This window comes from Acetobacter nitrogenifigens DSM 23921 = NBRC 105050, assembly GCF_000429165.1.
Classification (GTDB): Bacteria; Pseudomonadota; Alphaproteobacteria; order Acetobacterales; family Acetobacteraceae; genus Acetobacter; species Acetobacter nitrogenifigens.
This window is the reverse complement of the sequence record NZ_KE386853.1, coordinates 166,008-178,729: the sequence shown is the minus strand read 5'-3', so window position 1 is coordinate 178,729 and position 12,722 is coordinate 166,008. Positions and strand designations below refer to the sequence as shown.

Sequence of the window (12,722 nt, the reverse complement as noted above, 5' to 3'; positions counted from 1 at the left end):
CGCTTACTTGGAGCGCGTGCCGATGCCAGCAAAGCGCTTGTTGAACTTCGCGACCTGACCGCCTGTGTCCATCATACGCTGCACGCCGGTCCACGCCGGATGGGACTTCGGGTCGATGTCGAGGCGGAGCGTGTCGCCAGCCTTGCCCATGCAAGAGTGAGTCTTGTACTCCGTGCCATCGGTCATGATGATGTTGACTTCGTGGTAGTCGGGGTGAATTCCGGGTTTCATCGTTTCATTCCTGAAAAAAATGCCCCGATGCCGACCGGGGCCAAGAACACGCGCTATAAACCATCCTGCCCTGCCGGGCAACGCCTGCTCATGGCCGATAAAAAGACGAATTGCCCATGAAACGAAGCCGTCATCGCAACGTTATTGTCGGGCGTTCATCCGTATTGCCGGAATCGCCCTTTAATCGTGCGATTTCAATGCTGTTACAGACGTGGATAGACGCAACTTGTTCTTCCACAGACCGGCCTTGTCTTGTAGAGGTGGCGCAAGGCGGGATCACAAACCAGTAATCGATAGCCCCCCGCGCTAAACATAACCTGAGGATATTATGGCTGAATCGAAACTGCGAGTGCACACCCCCGGCTGGTTAGGCGAATTCAAGGCCTTCATCATGCGCGGCAATGTCGTCGATCTGGCGGTCGGTGTGATCATCGGCGCCGCGTTCACCGCGATCGTCAACAGCCTCGTCAAAGATATCTTCAACCCGGTCATCGGCCTGGCTATCGGCGGCATCGATTTCAGCAACCTCTTCTGGACCATCAAGGGACCGGTCGAGCCGACCCTGGCGGAAGCCCAGAAAGCAGGCGCCGTCACCCTCAACTACGGCCTGTTCGCCAACGCGGTCATCCAGTTCCTGATCGTCGCGCTGGTTATTTTCTGGCTCGTGCGTATCCTGACCAAGATGCACGTTCGCGAGGATGAGGCTCCCGCTGCGCCTCCCGCCCCGACCAAGAGCGAGGTTCTGCTTGAAGATATCCGCGACCTGCTCGCGAAACAGCCGCGCGCCTGAAACGCCGGGGCGTCACGGGAGGGAGCGGCCAGACGCCGCTCCCGTCACACATCCACAGGCGGTTCCTTTGCCTGCAGCAGATTTTTCTCTCAAAGCGCCGTCTCGCCCATAAGCGATGGATCGCGTATCGTCGCCTTATGACGTTCTCTCGCTTCCTTCGGGTTTCCTTCGCCGCCGCAAGCCTCGCTTCACTCGGCGGATGTCAGGCGACGCAACCGACGCTCTCTCTGGCGCCAAATCCCCACAGCCTGATCTACACGTACCTGATCGTCCACGGCATGGTCCGCGGCGGCGTGATGTCCGGCGCGATTCCAGCCGACCAGTTGCCTGCAGTCGTGATGGAAGATCGCTCCGCCCTGCTCGCCGTCGTCTCGGCAACAGGACGACCGGACGCATCACACCTGAAAGCCGCAAGAGAAGATATTCAGGTGCTTCTCGCCCGCGTTGAGCCCAAAGATCTCCCTGCCTCGCATTGAACCGTTCCGCAGCGCGTCATTCCGGGTGCGAGAATGATCTCGGGAAGACGCTCGCGTACTGCAGTGCAGCAATACTGAAAAGCTTGCGGCGCCACGTCGGGACGCACCACTCCGAGACTACAGCCCCCTTCCCTGAAAGGGGACAGGGCTTTTTCTTTCGCTCGCGATCACATGAATTGATGACTGCCTGAAAAGACTCTTGTACGTCGGCTGCCGCCTGCCAGCCAGCCAAAGACAGGCGCCATTTTCCTCAGCAGCAGTGGACGTATGGCGGCCAGGTCAGACTTGACGCGTCACTTGCTCATATCTCAGGCTCGGCGCCCTACCCCGGCGAGCGTCTTTACATGCTCCCCCCACTCTCCCTGATCGAGGGAGATGGGCGAAATTGCCTCTCACCCACAGGCGAGCGGAAGCACCTGACCGAAAAACCCGCGCGGCGGTTCACGCAGACGGCGGTCTAACGTCCTTGCGCAGACGCTTCTCGCCCAACAGAAGCAGCAACGGCGCGGCGATAAAGATCGAGGACGAGGTTCCGACCACAATTCCGAACAGCATGACCCAGGCGAAGCCGGACAGCGTCGCACCGCCGAACAACGCCAGCGGAAGCGCCGCGAGGAACACGGTCGAGGACGTTCCCAGAGTACGGTTCAGCGTCTCGTTGATCGACAGATCGATCAGTTCGCGCAGTGGCATAGTTCGATATTTGCGGAGATTTTCACGCACCCGATCATAGACCACCACCTTGTCGTTGGTGGAGTAGCCGAGGATCGTCAGGATCGCCGCGACCATGACGAGATCGAACTCGAAATGCGTCAGCACGAGGAACCCGACCGTCTTCGTCAGATCGAGCACCAGCGTGACGACGGCGCTCAACGCGAACTCCCACTCGAAGCGGAACCAGATATAGCCCAGGATCATCAACAGACTGAGCCCCAGAGCCAGCATGCCGTTGCGAAACAGCTCCGCCGACACGGACGCGCCCACAGCGTCCGCGCGCACGACGGTCGCACCCGGCTGCGCCTCCGCCACGGCGTGACGCACCTGATCCACGACGGCGTTCGTATCGGTGTTCTTGTCCGCTTCCAGACGGATCAGCACATCGTCCGGACCACCGAACGCCTGCACACCGCCGGTCGAAACGTTATGGGCCGCCAGAGCCGCCCTTATCTTCGCGAAGTCGGCCGGACCGTTGGTCTTTGCCTCGACCACGATTCCGCCTTTGAAATCGAGTCCGAGGGTAAGGCCGGGATGGAAAAACAGCGCGAGCGAAATCAGCGACAACACTGCCGACGTCGCCAACCCGGCGAAGCGGCCGCGCATGAAGTTGATTTTGGTGTCGCTGCGGACGAAGCGCAGCAGGGGACGTTCGAACATGGCGCGCTTTCCGCTCAGACCGGCAGGGTGGTGGGACGGCGGAGCGCGTACCAGCGCACCATCAGGAGCCGCGACAGCATGAGTGTCGTGAACAATGTGGTCACGATGCCGATCGTGATCGTCAGCGCGAAGCCGCGCACTGGCCCCGTTCCGAACACGAACAGCATGACGTGGGCCAGCAGCGCCGTGGCGTTACTGTCGACGATGGTGGAGGTCGCGCGCTCGAACCCCGCCTGCATCGCAGCCAGAGCCGAGCGGCCGCGGCCGATTTCCTCCCGGATGCGTTCGATGATCAGGATATTGGCGTCGACCGCCATACCGAGCGTGAGCAGCATTCCCGCCATGCCCGGCAGCGTCAGCGTCGCCTCGAACAGCGACAGGATAGCGGCCATCAGCACGAGGTTGGCCAGCAACGCGACATTCGCGTACCAACCGAACCGCCCGTAGAACAGCGCCATGAAGGCGATCACGAAGAAGAACCCGACGCCCAGACTGATCGCGCCAGCGCGGATCGAATCAGCGCCGAGCGAAGGACCGATCGAACGCTCCTCCATCACCGTCAGGGGAACCGGCAGCGCGCCCGCTTTCAGCAGAAGCGCAAGGTCGGTCGCCTTGGCGGCATCGAAATTGCCAGTAATCAGGCCATTGCCACCCGTGATCGCAGTGTGAATGACCGGCGCCTCGATCACCTTGTCGTCGAGCACGATCGCGAAACGGCGGCCGACATTGGCCTGCGTCACGTTCGCGAACGCACGCGTTCCAACTGAGTCCAGCGAGAAGCTGACGGCCCAGCCGCCTGTCTGCTGATCCGTCGTCGCGCCTGCATTGGTCAGATCCGCGCCGTCGACCTCGATATGATCCCGGACGGCCAGCATCTGCCCGCCCGCGTCCATATCCGGCAGCATGGTCGCCCCAGCCGGAGCGATCTGGCCGGCGCCAGCGCTCTCATCCACCAATCGGAAGGTCATGCGCGCCGTGGTTCCCAACAGCGCCTTGACGCGCTCAGGATCGCTGACCCCGGGAAGCTCCACAACGATACGGTCCTCGCCCTGGCGCGTGATCTCCGGATCGATCGCACCCGTTGCGTCGATACGACGGCGAACAATCTCGATGGATTGAGTGACGGCGTCCTGCGCACGCAGCTTCATCGCATCGGGCGACAAGGTGAGCGCTACGGACCCGTCCGGCTGGCTGGCGACGCTGAATTCATTCGGAACCACGCGCGGCATCGCGTCGAGCGTTTTCACGTCGCGGTCGCGCTCCGAGGGATCGCGCGGGGTGAAGGTGATCTGCTGCTTCTGCGCATCCACCCGAATGTCGCGATAGCCCAGCCCACCGGCCAGAAGCGCCTGACGCACGCCGTCGGAAAGCGACTGCAGCCGGTCTTTGGCCAGAGACTTCAGATCGACCTGCATCAGCAGGTATGAGCCGCCGCGCAGATCCAGCCCGAGATGAATCTGGCGCCACGGCATCGACGGAAGCGGACGTTGCATGAAATTTGGGGCGCAGAGCACGAGGCCGAGGAGGCAGACCCCGACAACCGAAAGCATCCTGAGCCGACTGTAATACATCATACCTGCAGAACCGTTCTCCGTCGGGCCGACGCGAACAGTCGCGGACCCTGATCCCGAAGCGCCCCCTGCGGGGCCGCTCCAGCGGCGGCGGGAAGATGCCGGTCAAACGCGCGCGATGCAACCGGGGACAGGACGATCTGCGTCATAGCGTATCAGAACAGTGACATCTGTCCCGTTTCCCGGACCTGCGGCCTGGCGGGCGGCACGAAAGCCGAGCAATCGAGCGGCGGCATCCGCCCGAAGCCCAGACGCTTTCGCGCCAGAGCATGCCGTCGCGAGAGAAGGCTGGCGTAAACGCCCTCTCCCACCATGCGCTTTCCGTAACGAGAATCATACAGCCTGCCGCCGCGCGTCTCCCGAACCAGTTTCAGCACCTTCTCCGCACGGTTAGGATAATGCCGCCTGAGCCAGCTTTCGAAGATTGGCGCCACCTCCATGGGCAGCCGCAGCAGCACAAAGCCCGCGTCAAGCGCGCCTGCGGAAGCCGCTGCATGCATTAACGCCTCAAGCTCGGCGTCATTGAGACCGGGAATAATGGGGGCGATTAATGTTGCGACCGGAATCCCCGCTTTCGACAAGGCCTCTATCGCGGCCAACCTCTTCGCCGGAGAACTCGCGCGCGGCTCCATACGGCGGGACAGTTCTGTATTCAGCGTCGTGAGCGAGATATGCACGCGTACAAGATTGCGTTGCGCCATATCGGACAGAACTGACAAATCCCGCAAAATTCCAGCAGATTTTGTAACTATGGTGGCTGGATGCCCGCACTCGGACAACACCGCCAGAATGGCGCTGCTGATCGAGAGGCGGCGCTCCACCGGCTGCCACGGATCGGTGTTGGTCCCCAAGCCCATCGGCTTCGGCACATATCCCGGCGCAGACAACTCCCGACGAAGAAGATCTGCGGCGGATGGCTTGAAATGCAGGCGGGTTTCAAAATCCAGCCCCGGTGAAAGCCCCAGCCACGCGTGAGTTGGACGCGCGAAACAATAGACGCAACCGTGCTCGCACCCTCGATAGGGGTTGATCGAACGGTCAAACGGCACGTCCGGGCTTTCATTGTAGGTGATGATCTTGCGCGGATGCTCGACGGTCAGTTCCGTAACCGGAGACGGCGCATAGTCCGGGCTGTCCCAGCCGTCATCGATCGGATTCGCGCTCAGGGCGTCGTAGCGAGGCGCGGGACTAAACGTCGCGCCACGACCTTTCACGATCTCTTCGGCCCGCGTCGAATCTTCCCGCAACGCGGGCGCATTGTCCTCTGCGCGTCGCCCCGCTCCGATCGGCTGATTTCTCGGTCCGTTCATGCAATATCCCGCCTTCCCGCCAAGGCGTTGGTCGCGCCGTGGGGGTGCCTTCAAAATAGGAACATATCATGAACATTTATGCTCGCAAGGATGCTCTGGCGCACGCGCGTCTCCACTGCTAACCGGAACTCGGCGATGACGGACATCGCCGCCCGGTCGTGCGCCGCTTCGGGAAAGCGCGGACCGACGGATACAAACAACGTCATCGACAGCGCACGGCGCTCCGATGATCGGCACGCGGAGATGGGCGATATGGCAGGTGGAACGACCGGACAGAGCGCCGGAACGTTACGTGTTGGTGTCGTCGGCTGCGGTCATTTCGGACGCTTCCATGTCTTGAAATCCCACGCGGCCCCGCGTGAGACGCTTGTTGGCGTGTTCGACCCGGATCAGGAGCGCGCCCGCGTTGTCGCCACGGAAGGCCGGACGCGGGCCTATGACGATCTCGACGCTCTTTTACAGGACGTCGACGCCGTCATCGTGGCCGCGCCCGCGGAGATGCACTTCGCCCTGACCGCTCAGGCCCTGCGAGCGGGCAAACACGTTCTGGTCGAAAAACCCATCGCGGCGACGCTGCAGGAAGCCGATGAACTCGCAACATTGGCGCAGACGACCGAGCGGGTCCTTCAGGTCGGACATCTGCTCCGCTACTCTGCTGAGCACGACGCAATCGTACAACGCATCGCTCGACCGCTTTATATCGAAGCCACGCGCATTGCGCCTTTCAAGCCACGCGGCACCGATGTCTCGGTCATTCTGGACCTGATGATCCACGACCTTGATCTGGTGCTGGCCATCGTAGACAGCCCGATCGCACAGGTCGAAGCGCTCGGCGCCGCCGTCAGCTCGGATCTCGAGGACATCGCCAACGCCCGGGTGCGCTTCGCCAACGGGTGCGTCGCGACGATTACGGCCAGCCGCATATCCCTGAAAACGGAGCGCAAGATGCGGCTGTTTTCCGAAGAGGGGTATCTTTCGGTCGATTTCGGAAAACGCGAGCTCACGATGATCGGAAGGGAGCGCGGCCTCCCGCTTCCGGGCACGGGGGGCTTCCGCCGCGATTCAGCCTCATGGCGCGATCACGATTCTCTGGAAGCGGAACACGCCGCGTTCGTCGCCTCCTGCCTGGATGGCGCGCCTGTTCGCGTGGATGCACAGGCCGGGCGACGAGCGCTTGAAGCAGCGCTCGCCGTCACAGACGGAATTTCCGAGTCGCGGCGTCGCATGGAAATATCCGGCCTGATCGGTCGCCCCGGCGGTTGATCGTACGTTCTGGCGCGCCTTTGGTCCGGAACAGGTGGAATCGGCGGGGCGGATAAAACCGTAATCAGAACGAAAAACGAATATCTCGCCTGTGTGACAAATATGAGCGGATACGTCCCCATGGCGCCAAAGATCGACGCGAAGTCAACGACATAGGATCCTGCGTCGGCGCCGGGGCGGTCAGGATGGGCCGCGAGCGTTAACAGCCGATTCGATGAGCAGACTCGCGTCGCACATCACAAAAACCATCCAAAGCCCTGAAAAATAAAGATTTTCATTTTTTCAGCTCACGAATCCCGGACGCCTGTCGTCAAGGAATTTTTTGCGATTTCGACCCTATATCTTGTGTTGGCTGAGCGGGAGGCTCCCGCATATAGTGTTCGAGCTTTCGGGCCGGTGACGCTCTCACCATCCCGCGCAGTCCAGAAATTCAATGGTGTGGAGTGGCCGGGATGAGTCTGACGGAGATATCTGAACGCATGGTCGAATCGGTGAGCGCGCATGGCGGCGACGAGGCCGCTGCGAGCCTGTTCGAGCCCAACATGCTTGAAGATGTCGTGCAGCTTCCGGGACACCACCGCGTCGTCGTCGACCGCTCACGCGATTCGCTGCTGACGGATTTCGGCAAGGCGACTCTGGATAACCGCTACCTCCTCCCCGGTGAAGGGTATCAGGACCTGTTCGGCCGCGTGGCCTCTTACTACGGAGCCGACGCGGGACACGCGCAGCGCATCTATGACTACATCTCCCGCCACTGGTTCATGCCCGCGACGCCCGTGCTGTCCAACGGCGGCACGACGCGCGGCCTGCCGATTTCCTGCTTCCTGAACGAAGCGAACGACAGCCTTGAAGGCATCGTGGGACTCTGGAACGAAAACGTCTGGCTCGCCTCCAAGGGCGGCGGCATCGGCTCCTACTGGGGTAATCTCCGTTCCATCGGCGAGAATGTCGGTCGCAACGGCAAGACGTCGGGCGTTATTCCCTTCATTCGCGTGATGGACAGCCTGACGCTGGCCATCAGCCAGGGTTCGCTGCGTCGCGGCTCCGCTGCCGTTTATCTCCCGGTCTGGCATCCCGAGATCGAGGAATTCGTCGAGATGCGCCGCCCGACCGGCGGTGACCCGAACCGCAAGGCGCTGAACCTGCACCACGGCGTGCTGGTGCCTGACGAGTTCATGCGCGCCGTAGAGGCCGACGCAGAATGGGCTCTGCTGTCGCCGAAAGATCACTCGGTGATCCGCAAGGTGTCCGCGCGTTCGCTGTGGATCCGCATCCTGACCGCCCGCATGGAGCAGGGCGAGCCGTACATCGTCTATTCCGATCACGTAAACAACGCGCGCCCGGAGCATCACAAGCTCGCAGGGCTGGAAGTAAAAACGTCCAATCTCTGCTCCGAGATCACGCTGCCCACAGGCGTCGACCAGCACGGGAAAGAGCGGACGGCGGTGTGCTGCCTCTCATCCCTGAATCTGGAAACCTGGGAAGAATGGCGCGACAACCCTGAGTTCATCACGGACGTCATGCTGTTCCTCGACAACGTGTTGCAGGACTTCATTGACCGCGCCCCGCCCGAGATGGCTCGCGCCGTCTATGCGGCGTCACAGGAGCGGTCGGTCGGTCTGGGCGTCATGGGCTTCCATTCCTTCCTGCAGGCGAACAACATTCCCTTCGAAAGCGTCATAGCGAAGGTCTGGAACAAGCGGATTTTCAAGCATATTAAGGAGCAGGCTGATAAAGCCTCCCGAACGCTGGCCGAAACGCGCGGCGCCTGTCCGGACGCCGCCGAATACGGGATGATGGAGCGTTTCTCCAACAAGATCGCCATCGCCCCGACCGCGTCGATCTCGATCATCGCGGGCAACGCCAGCCCCGGCATCGAGCCGATCTCCGCCAACGTCTTCCTGCAGAAGACGCTCTCCGGCTCGTTCACGGTCCGCAACCGGCATCTGCGCCAGTTGCTGATCGAAAAAGGACAGGACACGGACGACGTCTGGTCGTCGATCACCCTGTCCAAAGGCAGCGTCCAGCACCTCGACTTCCTGTCGGATCAGGAAAAGGCCGTATACAAGACAGCCTTCGAACTGGATCAGCGCTGGATCGTGGAGCACGCCGCCGACCGTACGGCGTATATCTGTCAGGCGCAGTCGATCAACCTGTTCCTGCCGGCCGACGTCCACAAGCGCGACCTGCACCAGATCCATTTCATGGCGTGGAAGAAGGGCGTGAAATCCCTCTATTACTGCCGTTCGCTGTCGATCCAGCGCGCCGACACCGTCAGCAACGTGCTGGAGAAATCGGAAATGCCCGGTTCCGCCGCCGCGCAGACGGCTCCGGCGGAAGCGACCAAATACGAGGAATGCCTCGCCTGCCAGTAAGGCGGCGACCCACACAGGACGATTGCGGCGCGGCCCCGCGTCACACGTGCATCGTAGCGCGCCGCCGCAAGCGACAACGTGGGCGCGCCTTGCCCGGTCCGGCCTCTGCAAGCCCCCGACGCCTTCCTCGTCGGGACGTATTTCGACGCCGCGCAGCCTGCGGCCCCATGCATCGCGGACGCCCGTGTCCGCTACAGGAGCGTCAACGATGAGCACCACGCCGACCACAACGACCAGCCCGGTAGAGCAGCGTCTGGACCTGCTCACCGCGAACCCCGTCTACAAGCCGTTTCGCTACCCTTGGGCGTATGACGCGTGGCTCACGCAGCAGCGCGTTCACTGGCTGCCGGAGGAAGTGCCGCTGGCCGACGACGTCAAGGACTGGCACAAGGTGCTCAACGACGGCGAACGGCATCTGGTGACCCAGATTTTCCGTTTTTTCACCCAGTCGGACGTCGAGGTGAACAACTGCTACATGAAGCAGTACAGTCAGGTCTTCAAACCGACTGAAGTGCTGATGATGCTTTCGGCGTTCTCGAACATCGAGACGATTCACATAGCCGCCTACAGCCATCTCCTGGACACCATCGGAATGCCCGAGAGCGAGTATTCCATGTTCCTTAAGTACAAGGAGATGAAGGACAAATACGATTACATGCAGACGTTCACCGTCGAGAGCAAGCATGAGATCGCCAAGACCCTCGCCGCTTTCGGCGCGTTCACCGAAGGGCTGCAACTGTTCGCGTCATTCGCGATTTTGCTGAACTTCCCGCGCTTCAACAAGCTGAAGGGCATGGGCCAGATCGTGTCGTGGTCCGTGCGTGACGAGACCCTGCACTGCCTGTCCATGGCGCGGCTGTTCCGCACCTTCGTGCACGAAAACCCCGAAATCTGGACGGATCGCCTCAAGTCCGAGATCAATGAAATCTGCCAGACGATCGTCGAGCATGAGGACGCATTCATTGATCTGGCGTTCGAGGCTGGCCCGGTTGAGGGCCTCGACGCCGATCAGGTGAAAGCCTACATCCGCTTTATCGCCGACCGCCGCCTCGGCCAGATTGGTCTGGACCCGCTTTACGGCGATGCGCAACGCAACCCGCTGCCCTGGGTCGACGACATGCTCAACGCCGTCGAACACGCCAATTTCTTCGAAAATCGCTCCACCGAATACAGCCGCGCCTCCACCAGCGGCACATGGGAAGAAGCGTTCGAAGACAGCGTCTTCAACTGAGGCTCCGACCTCCGCCAGCGAACGCGCACCGTCGGGCCAAGGCAATTCTGGCTTGACCCGACGGCCCGTCGCGGCCATTACCCTGTCCGGATACGCGCGCCGGCAGGCACGCAGGGCCAGGGCCTCAAGCCCCAGCCCTAATGACCGATACCGGTGCCTGCGTGAGCGCCGAAAGACCACGCAGCAGCAGGATCGATCGATGACGACGCTTCCCTTGATGCCCAAAGCGACAGCCGTCTGGCTGATCGAAAAAACCGCTTTGACCTTTACTCAGGTCGCTGAATTCTGCGGCATGCACCCCCTTGAGGTGCAGGCGATCGCTGATGGCGAAGTCGCTCAGGGCATCGTCGGTTATGACCCGGTGGCCAACCATCAGGTGACGAAAGAAGAGATCGCACGCTGCGAGGCCGATACGAACGCCCGCCTGAAAATCCTGACCACCGGCAATCAGGTCAAGCGGCGCTCCAAGGGCGCGCGTTACACCCCGGTCGCCAAGCGGAACGACCGCCCGGACGGCATTGCGTTCATCCTGCGCAATTTTCCGCAGTTGCAGGACGTTCAGATCGTCAAGCTGCTGGGCACCACCAAGGACACCATCGCCAAGGTGCGTGACCGCCAGCATTGGAACAGCCAGAACATCAAGCCGCGCGACCCCGTTACGCTCGGTTTGTGCAGCCAGACGGACCTCAATGCGGCGGTCACCGCCAGCAACGAGCGTCTGGAGCGTGAGGGCCGGACTGTGCCCCCTCCCATGCTGATTGGCGACGAAGAGTAAGAAACAAAAACCGGGCGCGCCGCACTCAGCGGCGGCCCGGCGGAAGACGGATCTCTTCAGGCGTGCGTCCGAAGGCGATCCATTTCCTCTTTGACGCGCAACTTCTGAAGCTTCAGACACATCAGGATGCGCTGGTCGGGCAGCGGACGATGGACCTCGTCAGTGATTTTGTCGTCAAGGCTGGAGTGACGGCGACGCAGACTTTCGATACGCGATTGATTGCTCATGGTCATCCTCCTGAAGATTGTTGCCTAAAGGCTACACTAGCGCCGCATCGGTCGTTTTTTTCATGAAAATTTCGTCATATGCGCCCTGCCCCGACTCGATCTTCAGATCTTCGCCGACGGTGTCCAGACAACAAGATCACCTGCGGACTGGCGTGTCGGCAGGCGGCGCCGTAACCTGTTCCTCGCCGTCAGGGCGGCGGAAGGCCGCCGCCACTGACGGAGGGAGGACGATGATCTTGACGGAAACATCTTCTGACGTCCGGTGGAACCATGCTGCGTGACCGGGACAGCATGCTGCGAAAACTTCACGAATTACGCAGCGAACATCGTGATCTTGACACTGTCATCGAGCGTCTCGTCTCCGAACCGACCGATCAGCTTCATCTCCAGCGCCTGAAGAAACGCAAGCTCCTGCTCAAAGATGAAATCTCGTGGATCGAGAGCAGGCTCATCCCAGACAACATCGCCTGAGCACAAGGACGAGCCCACGCTCGTAACCCGGCCGGGATTTTACAGAGACGACCATGACTGACGAGCCCAACCTGCCCGACGCCATAAGCGCCGAGAATACTCCTTCCGAGACGGCCGTGGCGGGCGCGCCGCAGGTTGGCGTCATCATGGGAAGTCAGTCTGACTGGGAGACCATGCGTCACGCCATCGACACGCTGGAAGCGCTTGGCGTGGCTTACGAAACGAAGATCGTCTCGGCGCATCGCACGCCCGACCGCCTTGCCGATTACGCGCGCACGGCTGTCGAACGGGGGCTTTCCGTGATCATTGCCGGTGCTGGCGGCGCCGCTCATCTGCCCGGCATGTGCGCCGCCTGGACGCGGCTGCCCGTGCTTGGCGTGCCTGTGGAATCCCATGCGCTGAAGGGCATGGACAGCCTGCTCTCCATCGTGCAGATGCCCGGCGGCGTGCCGGTCGGAACGCTTGCCATCGGCAAGGCGGGCGCGATCAACGCCGCTCTTCTGGCCACCTCAATCCTCGCCATCGGGGATGAGATTCTGGCCGCGCGGCTCGAAACCTGGCGCGCCTTGCAGACCGCGTCCGTTCGTGACGAGCCCGAGCGGTGACGACTGACTTCGTGCACGACGCC

13 protein-coding genes are annotated in these 12,722 nt (G+C 61.7%); 8 read left to right on the top strand and 5 right to left on the bottom strand.

What is annotated here, in order from left to right; translation table 11 throughout:
• Positions 1–3 precede the first annotated feature (3 nt).
• A complete protein-coding gene (rpmE, locus tag G442_RS0119810) occupies positions 4–231 on the bottom strand; it encodes a 50S ribosomal protein L31 (protein WP_026399329.1) in 228 nt (75 codons plus the stop codon).
• Positions 232–559: 328 nt separating this feature from the next.
• On the opposite strand from rpmE, the gene mscL reads away from it, so the two are divergent.
• On the top strand, positions 560–1,021 hold the full coding sequence (gene mscL, locus G442_RS0119805) for a large-conductance mechanosensitive channel protein MscL (protein WP_026399328.1): 462 nt from the start codon (positions 560–562) through the stop codon (positions 1,019–1,021).
• Positions 1,022–1,158: 137 nt separating this feature from the next.
• The gene (locus tag G442_RS23660; protein WP_051292578.1) at positions 1,159–1,497 is read left to right on the top strand and encodes a hypothetical protein; all 339 of its coding nucleotides are present in this window, start codon (positions 1,159–1,161) and stop codon (positions 1,495–1,497) included.
• A 441-nt stretch (positions 1,498–1,938) separates the two neighbouring features.
• Here G442_RS23660 and secF read toward each other — a convergent pair whose 3' ends face one another.
• The 3 genes from secF to G442_RS0119780 form a co-directional block, all read right to left on the bottom strand.
• The gene (secF, locus tag G442_RS0119795) at positions 1,939–2,871 is read right to left on the bottom strand and encodes a protein translocase subunit SecF (protein ID WP_026399327.1); all 933 of its coding nucleotides are present in this window, start codon (positions 2,869–2,871) and stop codon (positions 1,939–1,941) included.
• 14 nt (positions 2,872–2,885) lie between these two features.
• Positions 2,886–4,442, bottom strand: coding sequence for a protein translocase subunit SecD (secD, locus tag G442_RS0119790; protein WP_026399326.1), 1,557 nt, complete (start codon positions 4,440–4,442; stop codon positions 2,886–2,888).
• Positions 4,443–4,597: 155 nt separating this feature from the next.
• A complete protein-coding gene (locus G442_RS0119780) occupies positions 4,598–5,752 on the bottom strand; it encodes a PA0069 family radical SAM protein (protein ID WP_084440756.1) in 1,155 nt (384 codons plus the stop codon).
• A 243-nt stretch (positions 5,753–5,995) separates the two neighbouring features.
• Between G442_RS0119780 and G442_RS0119775 the strand changes: the two genes are divergently transcribed.
• The 4 genes from G442_RS0119775 (at position 5,996) to G442_RS0119760 (ending at position 11,396) form a co-directional block, all read left to right on the top strand.
• Positions 5,996–7,015, top strand: a complete 1,020-nt coding sequence (locus G442_RS0119775; protein WP_035376993.1) for a Gfo/Idh/MocA family protein — start codon at positions 5,996–5,998, stop codon at positions 7,013–7,015.
• 479 nt (positions 7,016–7,494) lie between these two features.
• Positions 7,495–9,390, top strand: coding sequence for a ribonucleoside-diphosphate reductase subunit alpha (locus tag G442_RS0119770; protein WP_246789560.1), 1,896 nt, complete (start codon positions 7,495–7,497; stop codon positions 9,388–9,390).
• Positions 9,391–9,598: 208 nt separating this feature from the next.
• A complete protein-coding gene (locus G442_RS0119765) occupies positions 9,599–10,621 on the top strand; it encodes a ribonucleotide-diphosphate reductase subunit beta (RefSeq protein WP_026399322.1) in 1,023 nt (340 codons plus the stop codon).
• A 199-nt stretch (positions 10,622–10,820) separates the two neighbouring features.
• Positions 10,821–11,396 carry a DUF1013 domain-containing protein gene (locus G442_RS0119760; RefSeq protein WP_026399321.1) on the top strand — a complete coding sequence of 192 codons (576 nt, stop codon included), beginning with the start codon at positions 10,821–10,823 and terminating at the stop codon, positions 11,394–11,396.
• Positions 11,397–11,452: 56 nt separating this feature from the next.
• Here G442_RS0119760 and G442_RS24760 read toward each other — a convergent pair whose 3' ends face one another.
• The gene (locus G442_RS24760) at positions 11,453–11,623 is read right to left on the bottom strand and encodes a YdcH family protein (protein ID WP_084440755.1); all 171 of its coding nucleotides are present in this window, start codon (positions 11,621–11,623) and stop codon (positions 11,453–11,455) included.
• 270 nt (positions 11,624–11,893) lie between these two features.
• On the opposite strand from G442_RS24760, the gene G442_RS0119750 reads away from it, so the two are divergent.
• A complete protein-coding gene (locus G442_RS0119750) occupies positions 11,894–12,094 on the top strand; it encodes a YdcH family protein (RefSeq protein WP_026399320.1) in 201 nt (66 codons plus the stop codon).
• A gap of 53 nt (positions 12,095–12,147) precedes the next feature.
• Positions 12,148–12,699 (top strand): 5-(carboxyamino)imidazole ribonucleotide mutase, encoded by a 552-nt coding sequence (gene purE / locus G442_RS0119745; protein ID WP_084440754.1) that lies wholly within the window; start codon positions 12,148–12,150, stop codon positions 12,697–12,699.
• Positions 12,700–12,722: the final 23 nt, after the last annotated feature.